Origin of the sequence: Zhongshania aliphaticivorans (assembly GCF_902705855.1) — a bacterium.
Taxonomy (GTDB): domain Bacteria; phylum Pseudomonadota; class Gammaproteobacteria; order Pseudomonadales; family Spongiibacteraceae; genus Spongiibacter; species Spongiibacter aliphaticivorans_B.
In genome coordinates this window covers 436,505-460,466 of sequence record NZ_CACSIJ010000011.1, presented here as the reverse complement: position 1 = coordinate 460,466, position 23,962 = coordinate 436,505, and the positions used below count along the sequence as shown (strand labels likewise).

Below are 23,962 nucleotides of genomic sequence, written 5' to 3'. Positions count from 1 at the left end.
AGGCCCCTTTTTTATTTCTGACAACTACACAAAAGAGCACGCCATGACCTGGTTACAACTGCGACTCGACGCCGACCCAGCCACCGCATCTACCTTAGAAGACGCACTATTAGAGATTGGTGCCGCCGCAGTCACTATGGAAGACAATGCCGACCAACCGGTGTACGAACCTGGCGTAGGTGAAACCCCAGTATGGCAACACACCCGCGTCACAGGGCTGTTCACCGCCGACACCGACATGACCACCACCCTCGCTGAACTGCAGGGGCATTACGGCCAAGAATTACCGCCACTTCGCATAGAAATATTAGAAGACCGCGACTGGATACGAGAATGGATGGACAGCTACCATCCCATTCAGTGTGGCGATCGACTGTGGATTTGCCCCAGCTGGCGCGAACCCGTCGACCCAAAGGCCGTCAATTTACTACTCGACCCCGGCCTCGCCTTCGGCACCGGCACCCACCCAACCACATGGCTGTGCATGCAGTGGCTAGACCAACAAGATCTCAGCGGACTTACTGTGATTGATTACGGCTGCGGTTCGGGAATTCTAGGCATTGCAGCGCTACTACTTGGCGCCAAAAAAGTGATTGCGGTTGATAATGACCCACAAGCGCTACTCGCCACCAGAGACAATGCCCATCGCAATAATATTGACGACACCCGTATTGAATGCCTACTACCAGAACAGCTTCCCAGCGACTTACGCGGCGACGTTATGGTTGCCAACATCCTCGCTGGGCCACTAATCTCACTGGCACCAAATCTTGCTGCCACCCTAAGTGCCAACGGCCCAATCTGCCTATCGGGTATATTACACAGCCAAGCCAAAGAACTGATGAACTGCTATAGCCAATGGTTCGATGAGCTAAACCTGACCACAAAAGAAGAATGGGTTAGGATATCCGGCAGTAGAAACAATAGTTAAAGCGACGACATCCGCCAATGCATACAGAACACCTCCCAGCAAAAAGCATTCAATGCCCACAATGTGAAACTCGGTTTAGAGTAAAAGCGGAACAGCTATTACTCGCCGACGGCTTAGTGAGGTGCAGCGTATGCATGAGCATCTTCAATGGCATAGACGAGCACACCAAGGCCTCGATTCTACTGACAGAGATTGACGATAACACCACCAACACCAAGCATGAACCACCAGTACAAACCGAAATCGAGAACAGCCATAACGGCGACGAAGACTCACTTCAGGGCAAACCACCCGAGCCAGATTTATTGGCCGGCCTAAGCACCGTCAATCACGACTTTGAACACCACCTTCCCCGCCGCCGGCCCATACAATGGTTTTGGCTCTTCGCCAACACTCTTGCCTTGTTGGTTCTTATCGCCCAACTTGCGCTGTGGCAAAAAGCAGCATTATTTGCCAGCCCCATTGGCGACGAACTACGTAAACTTTGCCCCCTGCACCCCTTACTCTGTGAAGATGCACCAAACCAGCAGCAGGCCACTAACGACATCGTGAGCACCAAGTTAGTTGTTCGCAAACACCCATCCAATAGCGACGCCCTACAAATTGACACCATTTTATTAAACCGTGGTGCTGACAGCGCCCCCTTCCCCAAACTCGAACTCCGCTTCAGCGATATAAAAGACAACACTATCGCCAAGCGCATATTCACCCCCTCAGAATACCTCTCCGGCGAATTAAGCCAACACACCATGCTAGCCAGCCAGCAACCCGTTCACATCGCGTTAGAAATCATCCACCCAGGTCTTAACGCGGTGAACTACCAGTTAAAAGTGACGCAGTAAAGCGTATTTTTTGCACTCAAAATTGGTTATTTTCTGAGCGCAAGACTTCCGGTGAAGTCTTTGAACGAGTATCATAGCTGCCCTGTTTTCCCACGGTTATTTTCCCTTTACAGGGCATGGCGATGATCCAGATTGGTCCTCACAAGCTTCCTGCCCGTGCCGTATTAGCGCCAATGGCAGGCATTACTGATCTGCCGTTTCGCCGCTTATGCCGCGAGTTCGGCGCCGGATTAACTGTGTCGGAAATGGTGATTAGCGACGCCACGCTATGGGATACCCGCAAAAGCTCTTTGCGCCTAGCCCATGACGACAACACACCCCGCGCAGTACAAATTGCGGGGGCGGAGCCGCTAATGATGGCAGACGCGGCAAGACGCTGCGCAGACATGGGTGCCGACATTATCGACATCAACATGGGCTGCCCAGCGAAAAAGGTCTGTAAAAAGGCCGCTGGTTCTGCCCTTTTAAAAGAGCCTGAACTAGTAAAAGAGATTGTGAGTGCCGTGGTCGCGGCGGTAGACATACCCGTTACCTTAAAAATTCGTACGGGCTGGTCGCGCGACCAACGCAACGGAATCTACATTGCCAAACTTGCCCAAGATTGCGGCATTCGCTCACTGGCAGTGCACGGTAGAACCCGTGAGTGTCGTTATTTAGGCCATGCCGAATATGACACTATTGCAGCGATAAAACAGGCCATCGATATTCCGGTATTTGCCAATGGCGATATTTGCTCGGCGCAACAAGCCAAGCAAATATTGGATTACACCGGTGCCGATGGCGTAATGATAGGCCGAGGTGCGCAGGGCAAGCCCTGGCTATTCCGCGAGATCAACGCGTATTTGGCCACAGGTGTGCTAGCCGCCCCAGCGACGCCAGCAGAAATAAAGCAGGTATTGCTGAGCCATCTCAGCGCCCTTTACCGTTTTTACGGTGAACAACAAGGACTGCGTATCGCACGTAAACACTGTGCATGGTATTTGCAGGAGTTCGACCCCTCCACTGGTTTTCGCGGCCTATTCAACCGCCTTGAGTCAGCCAGTGCACAACAAGATGCTGTACATCGCTACTTTGAACAGCACGAACAAAACCTACAGGAAGCAGCAGCATGAATTTGACCAGCATAGAAACCGCCCCAGTCGCCGAAGCCACCTCTGCCTCGACGACTGCCGCCAACGACGACATTAGCAAAGCCAAAACCCTGCGCGACAGTGTCGCGATTGCCCTTAATAATTATCTTGCCACCCTCGACGGCCAAGACGTCTGCGACGTCTACAATATGGTGTTGTCGGAAGTGGAAGCGCCATTGCTAGAAGAAGTGATGCGCTACACCCGTAACAACCAAACCCGCGCATCACAAATGCTGGGCTTAAATCGCGGCACACTGCGTAAAAAACTTAAGCAATACGATTTACTCTAATTACTGCTCTAAACCGCTTCTCGTTCGACGTTTTTTAAACTCAAGGTGACCCACTCGGCATGACTACAGACAACCAGGCCCGCCCCGTTAAACGCGCCCTTATCAGCGTTTCAGATAAATCCGGCATCGTCGATTTCGCCCGCGAACTCACGAAAATGGGTATCGAACTGCTCTCAACCGGCGGCACCTATGGTCTGCTGAATCAAAATGATATAGCCGTCACCGAAGTATCAGATTACACCGGCTTCCCCGAAATGATGGACGGCCGCGTTAAAACCCTACACCCCAAAGTACACGGCGGTATTTTAGGTCGTCGCGGTGTTGATGACGCCATAATGAGTGAGCACGGTATCGACGCCATCGACATGGTTGTCGTCAACCTTTACCCCTTCGAAGCCACCGTGTCTAAACCCGGTTGCACCCTAGAAGACGCCGTTGAGAATATCGACATTGGCGGCCCCACCATGGTTCGCGCTGCGGCTAAAAACCATCGCGACGTAGCCATTGTGGTTAACGCCAGCGACTATAAAATCATTCTTGACGAACTGCGCGCCAACAGCGGTTGCACAACTCACGCCACCCGCTTTGATCTGGCCATAAAGGCCTATGAGCACACCGCGGCTTACGACGGCATGATCGCCAACTATTTTGGTCGCTTGGTTCCCGGCGGCACCGAGAAATTCCCGCGTACCTTTAATAGCCAATTTATTAAAGCTCAAGATATGCGCTACGGTGAAAACCCTCACCAAGACTCAGCGTTTTATGTTGAACGCCACCCCAGCGAAGCCTCAGTGGCAACCTCAACCCAGCTGCAAGGTAAGGCGCTGTCGTACAACAATATTGCCGACACTGACGCCGCACTAGAATGCGTTAAGTCCTTTGTTAAGCCCGCTTGCGTCATCGTTAAACATGCCAACCCTTGCGGTGTCGCAGTGTCCTTAAACGGCATTAGCGAAGCCTATGACTTAGCCTTTGCCACCGACCCCGAATCTGCCTTTGGCGGCATTATCGCCTTTAACCGCGAGCTCGACGCAGCCACCGCAAAAGCGATTTGTGACCGTCAATTTGTTGAGGTCATCATTGCCCCTAGCGTGAGCGAAGAAGCGGCCGCCATCGTGGCAGAAAAGAAAAATCTTCGCCTGCTTACCTGTGGACAATGGGGCGCCAACAACCCAGCGTTCGACTACAAACGCGTTAATGGTGGCCTGCTCGTACAAGACCGCGACTTAGGCATGATCGGCGCTGACGATCTAAAAATTGTGACCAAGCGCCAGCCAGAAGAAAGCGAAATTCACGACATGATCTTTGCGTGGAAGGTTGCCAAATTCGTCAAATCAAACGCCATCGTCTACGCCAAAAATCGTCAAACCATTGGTGTCGGCGCCGGCCAAATGAGCCGCGTGAACTCGGCCCGTATCGCCGCTATTAAAGCTGAACACGCCGGCCTAACAGTGAAGGGCGCAGTAATGGCATCTGATGCCTTCTTCCCCTTCCGCGACGGATTGGACAACGCCGCCGCCAACGGCATTAGCTGCGTTATCCAGCCCGGCGGCTCGATCCGCGACGACGAAGTGATTGCCGCAGCCGACGAGCACGGTATCGCGATGGCCTTTACCGGCATGCGTCACTTTAGACATTAAAAGACTTGCGCTGGGCGTCGGACGTCCGACGTAAAAAGATTATATAGCAGGCGGCAAAGCTGTCCTGCTTTTACACCAGACTTCCGACGTCTGACGCCCGACCAAAATAAACAAACTCAGCGTGCGGGCTGTAAACCCGTACCAACGGAACAACAACGTAATGAATATTCTTATTATTGGCAACGGCGGCCGCGAACACGCCCTTGCATGGAAAGCCGCCCAATCCACCCAAGTTGACACCGTCTTTGTTGCCCCCGGCAATGCCGGCACTGCACTCGATTCCGGCATTGAAAACGTCGCCATCGCCATCAACGATTTCGCCGCCTTAGCGAATTTTGCGCAGACCAATAACGTCGGCCTCACCATCGTTGGCCCAGAAGCGCCTTTGGTAGAAGGTGTTGTTAACTACTTTAACGAACGCAATTTGCCCTGCTTTGGCCCCACCAGCGGAGCAGCGCAACTCGAAGGCTCCAAAGCCTTTACCAAAGATTTTCTGGCTCGCCACAACATTCCCACCGGCAGCTACCAAAACTTCACCGAACTTGAACCTGCCCTCGCCTACCTGCGCGAGCAAGGCGCGCCCATCGTCGTTAAAGCCGACGGCCTCGCTGCAGGCAAGGGTGTGATTGTTGCTGAAACCCTTGAGCAAGCCGAAGACGCCGTGCGCGACATGCTGTCTGGCAATGCCTTTGGCGACGCTGGCTGCCGTGTTGTTATCGAAGAGTTTTTAGAAGGCGAAGAAGCCAGCTTTATCGTAATGGTCGACGGCGAGAATATTCTGCCCATGGCCACCAGCCAAGATCACAAACGCGTTGGCGACGGCGATACCGGCCCCAACACCGGCGGCATGGGTGCATACTCCCCCGCCCCCGTGGTCACCCCAGCAATCCATCAGCGGATTATGGACGAGGTCATTATTCCCACCGTGCAAGGCATGGCCAGTGAAGGCAACCGCTACACAGGCTTCCTCTATGCTGGCCTTATGATTAATGCCGACGGCGAACCTAAAGTTATTGAATACAACTGCCGCTTTGGCGATCCAGAAACTCAACCCATTATGTTGCGTTTGCAATCAGATTTGGTCGCACTATGCCTCTCGGCATTAGACGGCAAACTTGACGGCATTGACGCCAAATGGGATCCGCGCCCAGCGGTAGGTGTAGTACTGGCCGCTGGCGGCTATCCTAGCTCTTACAACAAGGGCGATGTCATCACCGGCATTCCAGACGGCGACGCCGATGGCAAGGTTTTTCACGCCGGCACTCAATTGGACAATGGCAATTTAGTCACCAATGGCGGTCGCGTACTATGCGCCACCGCCATGGGCGACACCGTGAGCGCCGCTCAACAGCTTGCCTATTCAATTGCGAAGCAGATAAAGTGGAAAGATGCCTTCTACCGCACTGACATTGCTTACCGCGCCATTGCCCGAGAATAAACGCTTGGTCAACTATCTGCTGTGTACGGTATTGCTATTGCTAACGGCAGCCGTACACGCAGCCCCGGCCTTAACGCTGAATTCGCAGCAAAGCAGTATCTCGCTCGAAAATTTCAGTGACATAATCGAAGATACCGACAAACTCTATCGCATTGACGATATTTTAGCGCCAGCGCTGGAACGCCAATTTCGCCCTGCAGAAAGCGGCGATTTCAATTTATCTCACACAATTGGCCGATATTGGTTTCGCTTTAAGCTAAGCAATACCAGCAGTGAAATCACCCAGCAGTTGCTGCAAATCATGCCGATAGACCTAAATACAGCGCAGCTATTTACCCAGTCAGGGCGACAAATTGCGCCAATGGTCACCACTGAGCTAATACGCAACGAAACGCTATTTTCAATCCCCGTTCACGCTAATACCACCAGCACGTATTATCTCGCTCTAGAATACCCCTTCGATCGCCAATTGGAATTGACGCTACACAATTACACCAGCTTTCTCGGAGAAGTAAGTCAACGCGAATTTAGTAACTCTATCTTTTGGGGAGTGCTCGGTCTTCTGTGTATTTACAGCCTGATCAGCGCCTCACTGCACTCCGACTCACTTTTTCTTGCCACCGCCGGTTTCGCGTTCCTCATTATTTGTAGCCAAAGCATTGCATGGGGTTACATTGGTTCACCACAGGGCTTATTGCCCCCCTGGGACGGCTACAGCCTGATATGTATTATTTTAGCGATATCCATTATCGATTTAATTTACGCCCTGCGTTTTCCAATTTTCCCAATCAGCAACCCCGGTCACGGACCTAAAGTTATTCACCTAACGGCTATCGCCAATATCATCGCCGTTGTAATTAGTGTGATCGCAGGCGCAGAAATTGCGGCAATCACCATCAATCTAATCATTCCTTTTAACTCGCTCATTCTGCTATTCATCGGACTCAATGGCTTTTTACAAACCTATAGCAGATTACTTTTCTACTATATGGTCGCCCGCACAGCACTCGCGCTAATTGTCATATTAACCGTGGTCGGCTATTCCCTAAGCCTGATCACCACAAGCATCGCCAATATCATCTTGCTGCTGCTCGCTACGACCATCTGCACCACCCATACCGCCCTATTAATTGCGCGGCAAACTATTCGCCAGCGCAAACAAAACCAAGACGAACAACGCATAGCTATTTTAGGGGCGGTAAATCGCGCTAAAACAGATATCTTGGCGCGCATTACCCACGACATTAGAACACCCATGAGCGCCATGCTCGGTGTTAGCGAGTTACTCCAAGACACCCGACTCACCGCCAGCCAAGAAGATCATATTCGTACCCTACAGCGTTCTGGCCACGAACTTTTGCAATTACTACAAGAAGCCAGCCAAGCTACCCGCTTCAATGAAAACGACATTGAACTGCGCAACGAGCTAATAAATCTGCCAGAAATTATCGACGAGTCTGTTTCCAGCTTCCGCAATATTGCAGCCGAACAAGCACTAGAACTTATTTGCGATATCGACAGTGAGGTCAGTGAAAAACTCATCGGCGACCCATCCCGTATTCGCCAATTGCTAACCCACGTTATGAACAACGCCTTTGAGCATTTCGAATCGGGTTATATTCTGTTGAACGTCTCCCCGTCAGACATCAATCAAGGCTTGCTCAATTTCGAAGTCAGCCATCGCGGTAAACCCTTCAGTAACCTTGAAAAACAAGCCATTAATGGCTCTGTGTCTGAAGAAGGCGGCATCATCAACACTCGGCTCGCCATCGCATCACAATTAATCACCTTGATGAATGGCAATGCAGCGGTTCGAAGCTCAGGCAAAGGCTTACACTCTCTGCGTTTTACACTACAACTAGGCGTGCCGAATAATAGTGACAATAACACTCTACGAATTCGCACCGGCCTACTCAACAATAAGCGGCTTCTGGTGGTCGACAGTAACCAAACCTTCTGCAAAGTTGTCAGCAAACAATGCAGTAACTGGGGTATGCCCGTTTTTATCGCCAGCAGCGACAACGCCGCCATCGCCACTGTTCGCAATCAATCGCTCATCAATGCGCCCGTCGATATTATCCTTATAGATCATGCCCTGCCTGGCGGCGGCCTGAAATTAGCTAAGCGAATATACGACGAAACCAAAGATCAACAACAACCCCCCATCGGCTTACTGCTGGCCCACGCCAATATCACCTTCGATCGCGATGAATTGCGCGACGCCGGCGTTCGCCGCATTTTAAGCAAACCACTGACTGGCGTCGCGCTGCGCAGCGCACTTTTATCTGAATGTCACTTTGATGCCAATGCCGTGACTCACACCCCTGACCAATACCGCACCGATGCGCTAACATTATCGTCACTTCAATGCTTGATCGCAGAGGACAATCCAACCAATGCCCAGGTGCTAACGCGCATGCTAAAGAGCCTGGGGATCACCGTCCATCACGTCGAAAATGGCCAGCAAGCCGTCAACACCTTTATGCGTAAACGCTTTGACGTAGTGATTATGGATATCGAAATGCCGATTATGGACGGTGCTGAAGCAACCCGCCAAATCCGTCAATTTGAAAAAGAAGAAGAGCGCGAGCGCACGCCAATTATTGGCTTAACCGCCAATGCCTTAGATGAGCAACGCGACAGCTATCTCCGCGCCGGCATGGACTTACATTTGGTAAAACCAATTCGCCTATGGGAATTAGCCGAGGCCATCAAACGCTGGACGGGCTATCAGCAAAACAAGTCATGAGTAGCCAAATACCTTACAATAGCGCATGGAGGATCAAGCCATGACTCGTGAATACACCCTGCTCGACCGCGCCTTAATGGGAGCAGATCGCAGCCTAAAAACCCTTGTTAAAGGCAGCAGCACAGCACAGCGTCACAGCCCTGCCCAATACATTAGCAGCTCGCTCAATGCTGATGAGCAACGCCGTCACGCCGCAGGTCTAATGCGTATTAACCACACGGGGGAAGTCTGTGCCCAGGCGCTTTATCAAGGCCAAGCGCTCACCGCAAAAAACGCCCAGGTTAAAGCCGCAATGGAACACTCTGCGAACGAGGAGATTGATCATCTAGCCTGGTGTGAGCAGCGCCTAAAAGAACTAGACAGTCATACCAGCCATCTAAACCCGCTTTTTTACGCCGCCTCATTTGCCATTGGTGCAGCGGCTGGCGCAATCAGTGACCGGATCAGCCTTGGCTTTGTCGCCGCGACCGAAGATCAGGTATGCGAACACCTACGCGAACATTTGCAAACACTCCCCGCCGATGACGAAAAGTCACGAGCTATTTTGCAACAAATGTTAGAAGACGAAGCGGAGCACGCCAGCAAAGCGATAGAGGCAGGCGGTCAGGTTTTTCCAAGTCCGGTAAAAAAAGCCATGAGTCTCATGTCTAAAGTCATGACCGGCAGCACCTATTACGTTTAGCGAACTGATCGCCGGACGTCAGGTGTCGGATGTCTGACGTAAAAGCATTCGCTTTGCGACTAAGCCCCACACCGACTTCACGCTAGAAGGAAAACGGAATACGCCAAAATGAGCGAAGCGAATGCTTTTCGCTTCCAACGTCAGACGCCCGACATCCAAACACTAATCGGCGGATGAAAAATAAGCTGCACCAGATTGCCATCAGGATCCAGACAATAAAAACTGCGGGCACCGTCACGATGGGTACGTGGCTCGGTTTTAATACTGACCTGATTCGCCAATAGAAAAGCATGCCATGCATCCACATCATCAGGCGTATTCAAAATAAACCCAATGTGATCTAAACGCTGCCCCGCTACCGGCCGTTGCGGCCCTTGGTAGCGGTGCAGGGCAAGATTGTCGTTCCCAGAGCACAAATAAATATTGTCAGGGTCTGGCTGCCACTCCACCGTCATCCCCATTAACTCGGTATAAAAATGCAGTGTTTCGTCAAACTTCTCCACAAACAGGGCAATATGACGCATACCACTGTGCGAATTAGGACGAGTTAGCTTCTCAGACACCGTCAATGATCTCGTGGCTGTGACTGACTTCAACGCCAGCGGCTTCCATCATAATGGAGGCTGAGCAGTACTTCTCAGCAGACAGCTCGACTGCCCGTTTTACATGCGCTTCCTTCAAACCCTTACCACTAACAATAAAATGCAGGTGAATTTTTGTAAAAACTGCAGGCACCGCATCTGCACGCTCAGCATCTAGCTCACAGCGACAATCCGTCACGTCTTGACGCGATTTTTTCAACATACTCATCACATCAAACGACGCACAGCCACCCATACCCACCAGCAGCATTTCCATAGGGCGAACGCCCATATTACGGCCGCCGTGGTCTTCTGGCCCATCCATTACTACCGAGTGCCCACTTCCCGACTCACCGAGAAACATCACGCCATCTACCCATTTAACCGTCGCTTTCATTTCACCCTCATAGCGAAGCAAAAAATTGCACTAAGCTTACCACAGCGTCCAGATTCAAGCTCGCCAAGGCCAACAAAGCACGTCATACTTAGGCCATGGTCGTTCTGAATAATTAGACAAAGCCTAACGTATTTAGAGCTACCGTAACTCTGGGCAAATACTATAACTTCAAGATGCCCTCATTCGTTAAATGGATTTTCTGCTTTACCGAGAGACTCAAGCCGTGCTGAATTCCTTAAAACCAGAAATAGCCGATTTAGACAATTTTCTCGCTCACTGCCATCGGCGGCGCTACCCCACTAAAAGTACACTTATCTACGCCGGCGATGCCAGCGACGCGCTGTATTACATCATTGAAGGCTCAGTCACCGTCATTATCGAAGACGACGAAGGCCGAGAAATGATTGTTGCCTACCTCAATAAGGGCGACTTCTTCGGGGAAATGGGGGTTTTTGACGAAGATATTCCGCCAACCCGCAGCGCCTTGGTCAAAAGTCGTACCGAATGCGAGATTGCTGAAATCAGCTACACCAAATTTCGCGAACTCAACAAACAATACCCAGACATCCTGCTAGCCTTGGGCAAGCAAATGGCCAAGCGGCTGCGACTAACGACCCGCAAAGTGGGTGATCTGGCGTTTTTAGATGTGACCGGCCGTGTCGCACGCACGCTCTTAGACCTGTGCAAACAACCAGACGCAATGACTCACCCAGATGGTATGCAGATCAAAATCACCCGCCAGGAAATCGGCCGGATTGTAGGTTGTTCGCGGGAAATGGTTGGCCGTGTATTAAAGACCTTAGAAGAACAAGGCTTGGTGCAGGTGAAAGGTAAAACCATGGTGGTGTACGGCACGCGCTAAGTGTAATGCGAGTCGGAAGTCGGAAGTCGGAAGTCGGAAGTCGGATTTAGCATCAGACGTCAGACCTCCGACATCAAGCTATTTACCCAAACAACTCCGCCAGTTTCTCCCCCGGTTCCACCGCCCGCATAAACGCCTCACCTACCAAAAACGTATTCACACCGTGCTCGCGCATTGCCGCCACATCCGCTGCAGTGTGAATACCGCTTTCAGTTACCACGATATGCTCATCGCTGATTGCGGCCAGTAAATCGAAGGTGTTTTGCAGAGATGTTTCAAAATTATGCAGATTGCGGTTATTGATCCCCACCAAGCGATTACCCAGCGGTAAAGTTCGCGCCAATTCCTCGGCGTTATGCACTTCGATTAATACATCCATACCCAAGCTCTGCGCCAATTGGTTCAGGCTTGCCATGGTCTCGTCGTCTAGGGCAGCAGCAATCAATAGAATACAGTCAGCGCCGATTGCCCGCGCTTCATAGACTTGGTAGGGGTCGATAATAAAATCTTTACGGATTACCGGCAGCGAGCAGGCGCCGCGGGCTTGTTGCAAATACAGCTCAGCGCCCTGAAAAAAGTCTGCGTCGGTTAATACTGACAAACAGGCCGCGCCGCCCGCTTCATAACTTGCAGCAATGTCCGCAGGAATAAAGTTCTCGCGAATCACGCCTTTAGACGGCGATGCTTTTTTCACCTCAGCGATGACTGCAGATTTACCAGCTGCAAGTTTGGCTTCTATGGCCTTAACAAAGCCGCGTGGCGCTGAGGCGCTTGCGATCTGCGCTTGCAGTTGAGCGATGGACACAAGCGCGCTGCGCTCAGCTACTTCTTCTCGTTTGCGATCAAGAATCTTTTTTAGAACCGTTGGTGTGCCGCTATCGCTCATCATGCTTCTGTCTCTTTCGGCGGATTTAAGCCCTGACTAAAAGCCGCCAGCTCACCCATTTTTTCCAGCGCTTGGCCGCCGTGAATGGTGTCTTCTGCCAAGGCCACGCCATGCTTCAATGTGCTAACCACACCGGCCACATACAGCGCCGCGCCGGCATTAAGCGCGATCATATCTGCCGCTTTCTTACCCGCCTCGGTTTCACGCTTGCCTAGCGCATCACGAATCAAGGCCAATGAGGCTTTACTGTCTGCCACATCCAAGCCGACCAAACTTTGACTCTCCAAACCCACATCTTCTGGGGTCAGTAGGTACTCACGAATCTCGCCATCTTTCAGTTCGGCCACTTCGGTTGCCGATGCTAAGCTAATTTCATCTAAACCGTCTTTCGCGTGTACCACCATCACGTGCTCGGCGCCAAGACGTTTCATCACCTCGGCCAAGGGCCGGCAAAGCTCTGAGCTGAACACCCCCAAAACCAAACGGGTTACGCCGGCGGGATTTGTCAGCGGGCCTAAAATATTAAAAATGGTGCGCTGGCCAATATCGCGTCGCACACCAATCGCATGGCGCATGGCACTGTGGTGATTAACCGCAAACATAAAGCCAACACCCACTTCACGAATGCAGCGCTCAACCTGCTGGGGATTCAAATCTAGCTGAATACCCGCGCTTTCTAATACATCTGCGCTGCCGCTTTTAGACGACACCGAACGATTGCCGTGCTTGGCAACCTTGGCGCCCGCCGCTGCAATGACGAAGGTACTGGCCGATGAGACATTAAACAGATTAGCGCCGTCACCGCCGGTGCCAACAATATCAACTACATGATCTAAACCAGATATATCAACTGGCGTGGCAAGCTCGCGCATTACGCGAGCCGCCCCTTCAATCTCATCAAGGCTTTCGCTTTTCATACGCAGGGCAATTAAAAACGCGGCGATTTGAGCGTCTGTGCATTGCCCTGTCATGATGTCGCGCATCACCGAGGCCATATCCTCAGTGCTTAAACTTAAATTGCGCACCACCAAGCCCAGCGCATCTTTAATATTCATATCACTCATGCGCTGCGCTCCAAAAAGTTTTTAAACAGTTCGTGGCCCTGCTCAGACAAAATTGATTCAGGATGAAATTGAACACCCTCGATATCTAAGGTTTTATGCCGTACACCCATAATTTCATCGACGGAACCGTCAGAGTTTTGCGTCCACGACGTCACTTCCAAGCAATCTGGTAGGCTGTCTTTTTCGATCACCAAGGAATGGTAACGGGTCGCCACCACCGGATTGTTCAAGCCAGTGAACACACCGCTATTATGGTGATACATTGGCGAGGTTTTACCGTGCATCACTTCGCGCGCGCGCACAATCTTTCCGCCAAAGGCCTGGCCAATACTTTGATGCCCCAAACACACGCCGAGAATTGGTATCTTGCCAGCAAAGGCTTTAATTGCCTCTAGCGAAATACCCGCTTCATTTGGTGTGCAAGGGCCGGGAGAAATCACCAGGTGTGTCGGCGCCAAGACGCGAATTTCTTCAATCGTGACCTCGTCGTTGCGCAGCACTTTCACGTCGGCACCTAGCTCGGCAAAATACTGCACGACGTTGTAGGTGAAGGAGTCGTAATTATCGATCATTAATAACATTATGACGCCTCCCCGTTGTTATCAGATTTACTCGCCGCGCTTTGCACCATAGACGCCGCCTTAAACACCGCCCGCGCTTTGTTCATGGTTTCTTTCCACTCCAGCCGTGGCTGCGAATCCGCCACAATACCTGCGCCAGCTTGTATATGAAGCTGATTATCTTTAATGACCGCGGTGCGAATGGCAATGGCGGTATCCATATTGCCATTCCAACTCAAATAGCCAACCGCGCCGCCATACACGCCGCGCTTCACAGACTCTAGCTCGTCGATAATTTCCATAGCGCGAACCTTTGGCGCACCGCTCAAGGTGCCCGCCGGCAAAGTCGCCCGTAATACATCCATCGCAGTTATGTCATCACGCACTTGGGCACGAACATTGGACACGATATGCATCACGTGGGAGTAACGCTCCACCACCATTTTGTCGCTCAATTCTACGGTGCCGGTTTTAGCAACACGGCCGGCGTCATTGCGGCCCAAGTCGATCAGCATCAAATGCTCGGCGATTTCTTTGGGATCAGCCAGTAACTCTTTCTCTAACTCTAGATCTTCTGCCTCGGTGTGACCGCGGCGGCGAGTACCCGCTATCGGGCGTACCGTGACTTCGCCATGCTCCAAGCGCGCCAAAATTTCAGGCGAGGAACCCACAATATGGAAGTCTTCCAAATTGAGGTAGTACATATACGGCGAGGGGTTAAGGTGGCGAAGTGCACGATAAAAATTTAAGGGTGAAGCCGTGAAGGGAATACTCAAACGCTGCGACAACACCACCTGCATCGCGTCGCCAGCCAGCACGTATTCACGTACTTTTTCCACCGCATCTTTAAAATTATCTTCACCAAAGCTAGACACAAAATCGGTTTCAGCAACACCGTCCGCATCCAAATTCAAGGCCGGCAGCATGGGCGATAAACCGCGCAACATCTGCTCATAAGAATCTAGCCTTTCCTGCGCCTTGCTGTACGCTCGGTCATCGGCCGGATCGGCATGGGTAATAATCTTAACGATGCCTGACAGATTATCGAAAACCAGTAACTCCTCAGACACCATCAATAGAATATCAGGTGTACCCAACACGTCTGGCGGCGTGCTGGGCATCAATTTAGGCTCAATATACCGCACGCAGTCGTAGGCAAAATAGCCTACCAAACCACCATAAAATGCCGGCAACTCGTCAATTTCAGGCACCTGATAACGGGCCTGAAAATCTTCAACAAAGGCCAAAGGATCTTCGCAGTCATGACTTTCAATGATATTGCCGTCGCGAGAGATGGTGACGAGCCGGCCCTCGGCCCGCAGTATGGTGCGCGCGCCAAGACCAATAATGGAGTAACGGCCCCATTTCTCACCACCGTGAACAGACTCAAACAGAAAACTATAGGGCTCGGCGGCGAGTTTTAAATAGGCACTAAGAGGGGTATCGAGGTCGGCCAGCACATCGCGGTAAACCGGAATACGGTTATAGCTTTGCTGCGCCAGTTCATTGTATCGCTGGGCTTGCATGATAAATCCTTAAAAATGGGGTTCGGCTTGGTAATCTGCTAATTGCAGAGACCTTTGCACGAGCCGGAATTTTGCTCTCTGGCAAGGAAAAATCGCACGGAATGAGGGAGTTTATAGCTATAAATGACCGACTGAGTACGATTTTGACGCCGGCAGAGGGCAAAATAACTACCGTGCAAAAATCTCTTGCAGTAATTCGCTTATTGCAAGAGCTACCATCGCCATCGACGGCAATCACACAGCTGTGTCATGCGGGCGTTATGCACCATTTCTTCGGACTCGTCACACGTAATTAGGATGTCAAAACATTGTAACCGAGCCTGCACCGCGGGGGAACCTCAAAAATACCCACAGATTCACACCCGTGTGGCGAGCCCTAGACCTACTTTACGCAAGGCACTCCAATTTAGCCGTCAAATGCTGCTTCACGCCAAGCCACTCATTTTGAATAATGCTAAATAGCACCGAATCTCTAACACGGCCATTCGGCATAAGTACGTGGTTGCGTAACACCCCTTCCTGCTTTGCCCCCAAACGCAAAATCGCATTACGCGACTGCTGATTCAAATAATCGGTAAGAAATTCTACTCGATTGAGCTTTAGCGTCTCAAAGGCATATTCCAACATGAGCAATTTCGCTTCGGTATTTATTTCGGTGCGCTGCGCCGATGCAGCCAAAAAGGTAAAACCAATTTCCACGCGTTTATTCACTAAACTCGCTCGCATAAACCGAGTAGACCCCACCACCTCAGCAGTGGCTTTATTTACGGTGGCAAACACCAAGCCATCACCCTCTTCGAAGACGGTATTGGCATTGGCAATAAATTCATCCATCGCCTCAATACGTGGCACTTTGGTGACGAATAAATTCCATAACTCGCCGTCAGCCACCGCTTCGCACAAGCCTTTCTTGTGCTCAATAGACAGTGGCTCAAGTCGAACGTACTGACCTTCTAAAACAACGTTCTCAAACTTCATTTACGCGCTCCCTATCCTCTCAATACCAGCCAACATCCTATCGGCAGCCCCGCATCCACCAAGCTAATCGTCATTCATTACCGGCTTGCGAATTAACTGTTGCATACTCTGTTGAACATCTGGTCCCAGCAAGGCAACCCAACGTTGCGAAAATGCCTCTAAGCGCTTGTCGACCCGCAAAAATTCGCCAGCTTCTTGCTCATCTGCCAATAACAAACCTTGCTGAATCAAAGTATCGATATAACCACGGAAGAGGTTTTTATCGAAATATTCCGGTGCTTCACGACCACTTAAAATAGCCAAACGCTGAGCCATTTCGATGGTATTCTGCTCCACATCATCCCGCAACGCTGCCACCTCAGAAATATCCTGCACCAGCAACAAACTAGTAATGGTGTAACGCTCAAAGGTCTCTCGTAAAATCCGACCCAAGCCAGTCAATACCGCATAGCCCTCGGTGCCAACATTGGCGCGGCTGAGGCTCCCGCTCTCGCCGTGACGCGATAGTAAATTAAGTGCGACCAAATTATTAATTTGCTCTTTCACTGCCTCTGCGCAATCTTCAACCTTAGTGTGCAAAAACAATTCATTCTTTACAAAGGGATATAACAACACACAGCCTTCAATTAAATCCGCCTCGCTCACCATTTGGCTGTGACGGAAAAACCGCGCAATCAAGCTCGGTAAAGCCAAAACATGCATCACCGAATTGCGGTAATACGTTAGCATTACCGCCTCTTTGCCGGTGGCCGTAATAATTGGCCCCCAAGGGTGGTCAATTCGAGAAAGTCCTGCGGTACGCGCCGCCTGCTCAAAAATTTCCTTCGCGCCGCCTTCTGGCAGAGTAATATCAGGGCTGTAAGGTAGACGTCGTAAAATGGCAATAAAATGATCTATTTGCAGCAGCAACTCGTCTTCTGCCATCGCTCGCTGTGGGCTAGAAAGCAAAATCATGGCGACCAAACCGATGGGATTCACCACGGCCGCCGCATTGATCCGCTCCATATTTTCCTGCGCAATATAATCAATCACCGCCGGAACAAAGGAGTGGTCGCCAGCTTGGGTGCGCTTACGCCAATCCGGTTCAATGTGACTAAAACATTCATCCAAACTAATAGGCTGACCAAAAGCCACATGGGGGCTACCGTAAGATGACTTAAAAATCTTCCGCGCTTTTAATAAACCACCCGCCGACTCGCTCTGCTTAGCCGCACCACGCAGCTCTTTTACATAAGAGGCACTCTCTACCAATTTATCGTAGCAAACATATATCGGCACCAAAGCCACTTTGCGCCCCGGCTGCTGTACAAAACTTTCCACCGTCATTTTCAACATGCCTTTCTTCGGTGGCAGCAAACGACCGGTGCGACTTCGGCCACCTTCTGGAAAGAATTCAACGGGATAACCACGCCCCAGTAGCACGTCTAAATATGACTTAAATACAGCTGAATATAATTTCTGTCCGCCAAAACTGCGGCGTATATAAAACGCGCCACCACGACGCAACAAACCACCCACAGGCCAAAAATTTAAATTCACTCCTGCGGCGATATGTGGCGGTACCAAACCCTGAACATATAGCGTGTAAGAGATCAGCAAATAATCAAAATGGCTGCGGTGGGACGGCATATAAATTAATTGCCGGCTATTTGCGGTTTCCCGCAGGCGATCAATATGATGAATTTTTAAGCCCGAAAATATTTTCCGAAACGCCCAGCTCAGAATCAACTCGAGCGCCCGAATCATACGGCCATCAAAATTAGCAGCAACTTCTTCAGCCATTTTACGGGCCTGTTTGTTCACCACCTCTGGCTTGGTAATGGCCGCGACCTGCTCTTCGGCAATGGCGTCACGCACCGCCTGACGGCGTAAAACCACATCAATAATCTGCTGGCGCGATAATAAGCTAGGGCCAAGACTCGCGGTTTTACGGCGGGAATAATAGAACGACAACATCCTAGCCATCACCGCCGCAGCCGCTACCGGATCTTGCTTGCGGGCAACAAAAGTGCTGAAACGCACCGGCTGGGCAATATGAATAAGCACATTGCGGCGCTGCACAAGAATAACCATGAGCTTGCGAAACGCACCAGCGCGTTCACCGTCGCCTAATAACAATTTAAAGAAAGAGGTTTCGCTGCCAGGGTCACGCCCCCAAAACACCGACACCGGCACAATTTGCAGGGGGTAACTGCCATCGGCGGCCTGTGCGATCAAAGCTGCCATTGTTTTTGCGCCACGAGAGCCACCGCGCTGACCGCTCAATACCGGTAAATACAGGCAGGCCGCACGTTCGCTATCGGGCAATTTCCCGGGATTTGCGCGTAACAAGGGCAAATTATGAGCTTTAAAAACCCGCTCTAATAAAAACCGATCCGTCCAACTATGCTGACGCAGCACATAGCACACGGGCTTAGCATCTAATTCCCCGTGTAAAGAGTCATCAAACTGCACCAGCTTTGGCTTAATACCGGCAAGAAATGGCGCGGATAAGATCCGGCATAACACAAAAAAAACACGTGCAAACCAAGGCATAGTGTTAAAACCCTTATAAAACGACGCTGTGTGTCCACGCCCCAGCCGACATGAATCGATTCATTATTTATTACAGCCACAACGCGCAATTTTACTTGGTCTATCGCGCTGCGTCGCGGTTTTCACCCAAGCGTGTAGTAAAACACCCAAAACATTGCAATTTACACCGCTAGATTATCCGCCTAAGCGCCACTCGCCACAGCCGATTCATGTACAATCGCCCAAATAGAAGGTGAGGTTTCGATGTATAACAAGCTTACCTGAATTGTCTTACCGTTTTATGCAGGCCATGCCATGACTTCCGCCAACAGCCCCACTTTTGACAATAGCTACGTAAAACAAGCGGATCGATTTTACAGCCCACAAGCCCCCACCAGTGTTCCGACACCTGCACTAATTCGGGTCAATCATCGCTTAGCAAGCAGCCTAGGTATAGACCCGCAGTGGCTTGCATCGCCTGAGGGTATTGCCACTATGGCGGGCAATCATATTCCCGATGGGGCAGAACCGATCGCCACCGTCTATGCCGGCCATCAATTTGGCGGTTGGAATCCACAACTGGGTGACGGTCGCGCGGTCTTACTCGGAGAACTCATCGCCGACAATGGCAAACGCTATGACTGGCAATTAAAAGGCTCTGGGCGCACACCTTACTCACGCGGCGGTGACGGCAAATCACCACTGGGGCCGGTGCTACGCGAATATATTCTTTGCGAGGCAATGGTGGCACTAGGAGTTCCCACCACCCGCGCCCTTGGCGCAGTATGTACAGGAGAGATGGTATTTCGCGATCAAGCCTTGCCCGGCGCCGTACTTAGTCGCGTCGCCCAAAGCCATATTCGCGTTGGCACCATGCAATTTTTTGCCGCACGGCGCGACACCGAAGCCCTACGCGAATTAAGCAATTATGTAATACAGCGCCACTTTCCAAATGCAGCGCAAGCCAGTAATCCGATATTAGCCATGCTGAATGAGATCATTCAACGGCAAGCCACACTCATTGCTCAATGGCAGTCTATCGGCTTTATTCACGGCGTAATGAATACCGACAATGTGCTGCTCTGTGGAGAAACCATCGACTACGGCCCCTGCGCATTTATGGAAAATTACGACCCCGCCACGGTATTCAGCTCCATCGACCACAATGGTCGTTACGCCTATGGCAACCAGCCGGGCATCGCCCACTGGAATTTGGCCCAACTTGCCCAAGCCTTATTAGCGATTTTAGATAACAGCGCAGACGCGAATGAAGACAGCGCTGTCGCCCTAGCCCAGCAAGCGCTAGATGCCTTTCCGGATTTATTCCTAACGGCTTACCAAAGTATTATTAAGAGCAAGCTGGGTCTAAATAATTTTACAGAATCCGATGACGCGCTCTATCAAGACTTGCTGAAATTAATGCAGCAAGAAAAAGCCGACTTCACACTGTGTTTTAGACGCCTTGCCGAATTCAGCAACGAAGCCGCCTGCATTAATAGTAGTATTCGCGAACTTTTCGATTTTAACGACAGCTTTACGCCATGGTTACAACAATGGCGCCGGCGTTTAGCTGAAGACACCATCACCCCAGAACAACGTCAAGTCATTATGTTTAAGGCGAATCCTATTTTTATTCCGCGCAACCACCTAGTGCAAGAAGCTATTGCTGCGGCCGAACAACACGGCGATTTCAGCTACTTTAATCAACTAGTAGACGTGCTCGAAACACCCCATATATTCGACCCTAACAAACTTCCGTACGCCAGACCGGCAAAACCGAACGAACAGGTTTTACAAACCTTTTGCGGTACATAAAAATGTTTATACCTCCCCTTAGTGTGAGACAACAAAATGAATTTAGACAAGTCTAAAAAGCGCATTAATAAAAGAGTCAAAATGGGGGATCAAGGCTACCCAAAAATCGCCATTGAATACCACGGCGAAAATACCAATCTAGCCACCGAAGTGACGATCACATTGACATTTGAAGAAGGCGCGGAGCCTATGACAGAACGGTTTAGCAATACCGCCGACGTGCGAGAGAACGACGTTATTCAATCAGCCCTAATAAAGATTATTGAACGTACCGGCGCCAAAACGGTTTCGCAAAACACCGAAGTCACTATCATTTAAAAACGCGTTTTTAAAAATTTTTCACCGATTTCACATCAGCCTGCACTAACAAGGAAACACCATGAGAATTTGCGGCGTAGAACTCACCGGCAACGATGCCGTAGTTTGCCTACTTAATTTAGAGAATCAGCAATTTAATATCCCTGATTGCAGAGCGCGAAAAATCAGCTTACCCAAAGAACATGACAGAGAAGACCTAAAGCAATTTCAAGCCGCTTTTTCTCAACTTATGCGAGACTACAAAGTCGATAAAGTCGCCATCAAAGGCCGCTTGCCCAAGGGAAAATTTGCCGGTGGTGCCATCAGTTTTAAATTAGAAGCCACTATTCAGCTGATTGCTGACATCGACGTGGTGGTACTGACTTCATCACAAACCAAAGCCGCATTAGCAGACAACCCAGTTCAGATTCCCTTCGCAGATACCGAACTAAAAGGCTTTCAAGAAGCGGCATTTATCACTGCCTATGTGGCTCATCAAGCCACTGCATAAATAAAGCAACAAAAGCTACGCGGCAAGCACGGCCATTAGTATGCATTTTCAATCGCACTAATGATGACACTCCCAAGTTGTCGAGTGTTGTACGGATTGCCGCTACCATTGAGTATATTTATGTTTAGCTCTGCCGCTATTTTTCTCAATTCGGGCTTAGAGCTAGGCTGTAACTCACCGTTCAAATAAACTTCAATAGTACCGCTCTCTAACTCCCGAATTTCTCGAACGCCATAGACAGCAACCCTGACCGCTTTGAGCTCCGACGTAGACTTCGGGGGGCGCACTAACGCTGCAAGAGAAATCGTGCACTTACCCTGCGTGTTTTTAACTCCCATGCGCTCACGCGCGTCTGAAACCGAGGCATCAAGTAACGTCTCTATCTGCATTTCTTCTGTATTCACCCGTAAGATGATTACGCGATCAACTTCATCCAGTGTGCTTGGATTAAAAGAAATATGACCTCCCCCACCCATCACTGCCGTTGTTTTTACCGAGACTCGTTCGCCGTCAGCACTCACAACGTCATATCCACGTTGATTCACACTGGTGGCCATCTGACCGTTAGTAATAAGTGCCGAATACAGCTCGCCAATACGACCAATTAGATGGCGGAGCTCTGTTGGTGGCACACCCCACTGCAACTCTCGTTCAAACCAAGCCATAGCGTCACCTAATGATTGAATGATCTGCATTTGAGTTAAAGCCACGATTGTATTTCCTACATGAAGCACTAAACATTAAATTATTACGCATACATGCTTTGCCAAGATAAGCCATTTCGCCAAACCGTATTTGGCTATTAATAAAGCATAGACTTAAACACAAACAAAGCAGCACTAACGGACAGCCCTATTCAGATCCCCTACGGTGAGGTAGAACTAAAATAATCCGCTACGATGCATCAACTACATCCCTCGTTTCCACCTCTGCACCCTGACTAGCCTCAAGCTCTAATTTCGCCCGCTCAGCTTTGCTAATATATTTAGGCTTAGTATTGCGTTCGCCTTTTTAATCCTCGCCTTTGATGCCGCATTGCCCTTTTTACGACGGTTCATACATATCTACTCGATGTTTAATACAGATAGAACACCACAAAAACGGGCCGGAGTTTAGGCCCGCGTCAATCATTTAGCGACGATAGAATAGCCAGCGCGTGGAAAGTGAACATGCAGCTTCCCAAAATCAGCAGTTTCCCGAGCAACAATGATACGACTCTCGGTTACGGCCACCAGCGTTCCTTTTACCGGCACAACACCGTAGTCTAGCGGCGCAACTTCCACTACTGCGCCTATGGCTACCGGCGCATCACCTACACTGACAGGCAGAAGGCGTGGCTCCGACTCTCGCGCTTGTTTAAACGCGTCTGTCTGAGAAATTTCGCTGCGCGTGCCGTGACCAATATTTTCTACTCGGCTATACCATTGCTGTATTTTTTGGCTGGCCTCTAGCGGTTTCCGGTTACAGCTGACGTGCAGCCACAATGGATGAAACACCGCCAAATCCGCCACTGAAGGACTATCTCCTCCCACCCATGCACACTCGCTCAGTCTTACCTCTAGCGCATAAAACAGCGAATCCATCACCACCTTCGCCTTCTCGCCTTTAGGCGGCCGACTCGCTCCGCCTTTTAACAAGGAGACTCTGTCTTTAATAAAGCGATATGTCCCTACCGGACCAAAACCTTGCATCATTGTGCTTATTAAACGCAATGGCGGCACCGTAGCGATGGCCGCAAAAAATGCTTGGCCTTCTGCTTGCTGCATTAAGGCTAGTGCACTGCCATCGACCGCTGTAGGGTCAAGCGCCGCGCTACCGCTTAGTCTTGCCACCTCCTGCGCAATTAATGCCGTATCACAAAAAATATCCGCTCCAATTTGAGCCACAGGGATTCTGCGATAGCCTCCAGTTAATGGGTCAAGATTCGGCCGCGGCGGCCATGCGGGCGAAAGTAATGAAGACCACGACGTATTGGTCAAGCCAAACATGAGGCGAATCTTTTCCGCATAGGGTGATTTGTCGTAGTGGTGAAGAATAATAGATTCAGTCATTTTTATATCTCTGTGACGATACTAGCAAGCGAATGGGCGCTACACTTACTCGTAAAATTTTAGACCTGAAATTAAACACTAAGCTTAAGCCTACCTGTTCTTTACAAAAAATGGTAAATAATACTGCCTTAGTGACTATCCTTAAGCGCAAGCTCTACCAGCAATAAATCAGATCATTACAACGAAATAGAACAACTATATGACTTGAACACAAGAGC

The 23,962-nt window shown here is 50.4% G+C and carries 22 protein-coding genes and 1 pseudogene; 12 read left to right on the top strand and 11 right to left on the bottom strand.

Annotated elements, in window-relative coordinates:
* Window positions 1–43: 43 nt before the first annotated feature.
* From prmA to coq7, 8 genes are all read left to right on the top strand, one after another.
* Entirely contained in the window at window positions 44–931 is an 888-nt protein-coding gene (gene prmA, locus GVJ32_RS06580) for a 50S ribosomal protein L11 methyltransferase (protein ID WP_159239235.1), read from the top strand.
* 17 nt (window positions 932–948) lie between these two features.
* On the top strand, window positions 949–1,773 hold the full coding sequence (locus tag GVJ32_RS06575; protein WP_159239234.1) for a zinc-ribbon and DUF3426 domain-containing protein: 825 nt from the start codon (window positions 949–951) through the stop codon (window positions 1,771–1,773).
* A gap of 122 nt (window positions 1,774–1,895) precedes the next feature.
* Complete coding sequence (gene dusB / locus GVJ32_RS06570; RefSeq protein WP_159239233.1) at window positions 1,896–2,885, top strand: tRNA dihydrouridine synthase DusB; 990 nt, start codon at window positions 1,896–1,898, stop codon at window positions 2,883–2,885.
* Window positions 2,882–3,193 carry a DNA-binding transcriptional regulator Fis gene (fis, locus tag GVJ32_RS06565; RefSeq protein ID WP_159239232.1) on the top strand — a complete coding sequence of 104 codons (312 nt, stop codon included), beginning with the start codon at window positions 2,882–2,884 and terminating at the stop codon, window positions 3,191–3,193. Before dusB ends, fis begins: the two co-directional genes overlap by 4 nt.
* A 59-nt stretch (window positions 3,194–3,252) precedes the next feature.
* Window positions 3,253–4,833: a bifunctional phosphoribosylaminoimidazolecarboxamide formyltransferase/IMP cyclohydrolase gene (gene purH, locus GVJ32_RS06560; RefSeq protein WP_159239231.1), complete on the top strand. Its 1,581-nt coding sequence runs from the start codon at window positions 3,253–3,255 to the stop codon at window positions 4,831–4,833.
* Between the two features lie 160 nt (window positions 4,834–4,993).
* The gene (gene purD, locus GVJ32_RS06555; protein ID WP_159239230.1) at window positions 4,994–6,271 is read left to right on the top strand and encodes a phosphoribosylamine--glycine ligase; all 1,278 of its coding nucleotides are present in this window, start codon (window positions 4,994–4,996) and stop codon (window positions 6,269–6,271) included.
* Entirely contained in the window at window positions 6,222–9,020 is a 2,799-nt protein-coding gene (locus GVJ32_RS06550) for a response regulator (RefSeq protein WP_159239229.1), read from the top strand. Before purD ends, GVJ32_RS06550 begins: the two co-directional genes overlap by 50 nt.
* A 40-nt stretch (window positions 9,021–9,060) precedes the next feature.
* Entirely contained in the window at window positions 9,061–9,702 is a 642-nt protein-coding gene (coq7, locus tag GVJ32_RS06545) for a 2-polyprenyl-3-methyl-6-methoxy-1,4-benzoquinone monooxygenase (protein WP_159239228.1), read from the top strand.
* A 140-nt stretch (window positions 9,703–9,842) separates the two neighbouring features.
* Here the strand turns inward: coq7 and GVJ32_RS06540 are convergent, their stop codons facing one another.
* The gene (locus GVJ32_RS06540; protein WP_235035066.1) at window positions 9,843–10,265 is read right to left on the bottom strand and encodes a VOC family protein; all 423 of its coding nucleotides are present in this window, start codon (window positions 10,263–10,265) and stop codon (window positions 9,843–9,845) included.
* Window positions 10,258–10,680 (bottom strand): OsmC family protein, encoded by a 423-nt coding sequence (locus GVJ32_RS06535; RefSeq protein WP_159239227.1) that lies wholly within the window; start codon window positions 10,678–10,680, stop codon window positions 10,258–10,260. The genes GVJ32_RS06540 and GVJ32_RS06535 overlap by 8 nt, the downstream gene beginning before the upstream one ends.
* A gap of 223 nt (window positions 10,681–10,903) precedes the next feature.
* Between GVJ32_RS06535 and crp the strand changes: the two genes are divergently transcribed.
* Complete coding sequence (gene crp / locus GVJ32_RS06530; RefSeq protein WP_235035065.1) at window positions 10,904–11,542, top strand: cAMP-activated global transcriptional regulator CRP; 639 nt, start codon at window positions 10,904–10,906, stop codon at window positions 11,540–11,542.
* An 82-nt stretch (window positions 11,543–11,624) separates the two neighbouring features.
* Here the strand turns inward: crp and trpC are convergent, their stop codons facing one another.
* From trpC to plsB, 6 genes are all read right to left on the bottom strand, one after another.
* A complete protein-coding gene (gene trpC / locus GVJ32_RS06525; protein ID WP_435808067.1) occupies window positions 11,625–12,431 on the bottom strand; it encodes an indole-3-glycerol phosphate synthase TrpC in 807 nt (268 codons plus the stop codon).
* Entirely contained in the window at window positions 12,428–13,483 is a 1,056-nt protein-coding gene (trpD, locus tag GVJ32_RS06520) for an anthranilate phosphoribosyltransferase (RefSeq protein WP_159239352.1), read from the bottom strand. The genes trpC and trpD overlap by 4 nt, the downstream gene beginning before the upstream one ends.
* Before the next feature lie 5 nt (window positions 13,484–13,488).
* Window positions 13,489–14,073, bottom strand: coding sequence for an aminodeoxychorismate/anthranilate synthase component II (locus tag GVJ32_RS06515; protein ID WP_159239225.1), 585 nt, complete (start codon window positions 14,071–14,073; stop codon window positions 13,489–13,491).
* Window positions 14,073–15,578: an anthranilate synthase component I gene (gene trpE / locus GVJ32_RS06510; RefSeq protein ID WP_159239224.1), complete on the bottom strand. Its 1,506-nt coding sequence runs from the start codon at window positions 15,576–15,578 to the stop codon at window positions 14,073–14,075. Before trpE ends, GVJ32_RS06515 begins: the two co-directional genes overlap by 1 nt.
* A gap of 387 nt (window positions 15,579–15,965) precedes the next feature.
* Window positions 15,966–16,556 carry a GNAT family N-acetyltransferase gene (locus GVJ32_RS06505; RefSeq protein WP_159239223.1) on the bottom strand — a complete coding sequence of 197 codons (591 nt, stop codon included), beginning with the start codon at window positions 16,554–16,556 and terminating at the stop codon, window positions 15,966–15,968.
* A gap of 63 nt (window positions 16,557–16,619) precedes the next feature.
* A complete protein-coding gene (gene plsB / locus GVJ32_RS06500; protein WP_159239222.1) occupies window positions 16,620–19,091 on the bottom strand; it encodes a glycerol-3-phosphate 1-O-acyltransferase PlsB in 2,472 nt (823 codons plus the stop codon).
* Between the two features lie 294 nt (window positions 19,092–19,385).
* Here plsB and GVJ32_RS06495 point away from each other — a divergent pair, with 294 nt between their 5' ends.
* From GVJ32_RS06495 to GVJ32_RS06485, 3 genes are all read left to right on the top strand, one after another.
* Complete coding sequence (locus GVJ32_RS06495; RefSeq protein WP_159239221.1) at window positions 19,386–20,885, top strand: protein adenylyltransferase SelO; 1,500 nt, start codon at window positions 19,386–19,388, stop codon at window positions 20,883–20,885.
* Window positions 20,886–20,921: 36 nt separating this feature from the next.
* Window positions 20,922–21,203, top strand: a complete 282-nt coding sequence (locus GVJ32_RS06490; RefSeq protein ID WP_159239220.1) for a hypothetical protein — start codon at window positions 20,922–20,924, stop codon at window positions 21,201–21,203.
* 61 nt (window positions 21,204–21,264) lie between these two features.
* Window positions 21,265–21,693, top strand: a complete 429-nt coding sequence (locus tag GVJ32_RS06485) for a DUF3010 family protein (protein ID WP_159239219.1) — start codon at window positions 21,265–21,267, stop codon at window positions 21,691–21,693.
* Window positions 21,694–21,728: 35 nt separating this feature from the next.
* On the opposite strand, the gene GVJ32_RS06480 is transcribed toward GVJ32_RS06485, so the two are convergent.
* The 3 genes and pseudogenes from GVJ32_RS06480 to GVJ32_RS06470 form a co-directional block, all read right to left on the bottom strand.
* Complete coding sequence (locus GVJ32_RS06480) at window positions 21,729–22,403, bottom strand: DUF6998 domain-containing protein (protein ID WP_159239218.1); 675 nt, start codon at window positions 22,401–22,403, stop codon at window positions 21,729–21,731.
* Window positions 22,404–22,587: 184 nt separating this feature from the next.
* A pseudogene (locus GVJ32_RS18445) lies at window positions 22,588–22,698 on the bottom strand (DUF2986 domain-containing protein); the annotation flags it as partial.
* Between the two features lie 122 nt (window positions 22,699–22,820).
* Window positions 22,821–23,744, bottom strand: a complete 924-nt coding sequence (locus tag GVJ32_RS06470; RefSeq protein WP_159239217.1) for a glutathione S-transferase family protein — start codon at window positions 23,742–23,744, stop codon at window positions 22,821–22,823.
* Between the last annotated feature and the right edge of the window lie 218 nt (window positions 23,745–23,962).

What these genes read in the sequence shown, in the direction of transcription:
- prmA (WP_159239235.1), top strand. Translation starts at nt 44, where the DNA reads ATGACCTGGTTACAACTGCGACTCGACGCCGACCCAGCCACCGCATCT.
- GVJ32_RS06575 (WP_159239234.1), top strand. Translation starts at nt 949, where the DNA reads ATGCATACAGAACACCTCCCAGCAAAAAGCATTCAATGCCCACAATGT.
- dusB (WP_159239233.1), top strand. Translation starts at nt 1,896, where the DNA reads ATGATCCAGATTGGTCCTCACAAGCTTCCTGCCCGTGCCGTATTAGCG.
- fis (WP_159239232.1), top strand. Translation starts at nt 2,882, where the DNA reads ATGAATTTGACCAGCATAGAAACCGCCCCAGTCGCCGAAGCCACCTCT.
- purH (WP_159239231.1), top strand. Translation starts at nt 3,253, where the DNA reads ATGACTACAGACAACCAGGCCCGCCCCGTTAAACGCGCCCTTATCAGC.
- purD (WP_159239230.1), top strand. Translation starts at nt 4,994, where the DNA reads ATGAATATTCTTATTATTGGCAACGGCGGCCGCGAACACGCCCTTGCA.
- GVJ32_RS06550 (WP_159239229.1), top strand. Translation starts at nt 6,222, where the DNA reads ATGCCTTCTACCGCACTGACATTGCTTACCGCGCCATTGCCCGAGAAT.
- coq7 (WP_159239228.1), top strand. Translation starts at nt 9,061, where the DNA reads ATGACTCGTGAATACACCCTGCTCGACCGCGCCTTAATGGGAGCAGAT.
- GVJ32_RS06535 (WP_159239227.1), bottom strand. Translation starts at nt 10,680, where the DNA reads ATGAAAGCGACGGTTAAATGGGTAGATGGCGTGATGTTTCTCGGTGAG.
- trpC (WP_435808067.1), bottom strand. Translation starts at nt 12,431, where the DNA reads ATGATGAGCGATAGCGGCACACCAACGGTTCTAAAAAAGATTCTTGAT.
- trpD (WP_159239352.1), bottom strand. Translation starts at nt 13,483, where the DNA reads ATGAATATTAAAGATGCGCTGGGCTTGGTGGTGCGCAATTTAAGTTTA.
- GVJ32_RS06515 (WP_159239225.1), bottom strand. Translation starts at nt 14,073, where the DNA reads ATGTTATTAATGATCGATAATTACGACTCCTTCACCTACAACGTCGTG.
- trpE (WP_159239224.1), bottom strand. Translation starts at nt 15,578, where the DNA reads ATGCAAGCCCAGCGATACAATGAACTGGCGCAGCAAAGCTATAACCGT.
- GVJ32_RS06505 (WP_159239223.1), bottom strand. Translation starts at nt 16,556, where the DNA reads ATGAAGTTTGAGAACGTTGTTTTAGAAGGTCAGTACGTTCGACTTGAG.
- plsB (WP_159239222.1), bottom strand. Translation starts at nt 19,091, where the DNA reads ATGCCTTGGTTTGCACGTGTTTTTTTTGTGTTATGCCGGATCTTATCC.
- GVJ32_RS06495 (WP_159239221.1), top strand. Translation starts at nt 19,386, where the DNA reads ATGACTTCCGCCAACAGCCCCACTTTTGACAATAGCTACGTAAAACAA.
- GVJ32_RS06490 (WP_159239220.1), top strand. Translation starts at nt 20,922, where the DNA reads ATGAATTTAGACAAGTCTAAAAAGCGCATTAATAAAAGAGTCAAAATG.
- GVJ32_RS06485 (WP_159239219.1), top strand. Translation starts at nt 21,265, where the DNA reads ATGAGAATTTGCGGCGTAGAACTCACCGGCAACGATGCCGTAGTTTGC.
- GVJ32_RS06470 (WP_159239217.1), bottom strand. Translation starts at nt 23,744, where the DNA reads ATGACTGAATCTATTATTCTTCACCACTACGACAAATCACCCTATGCG.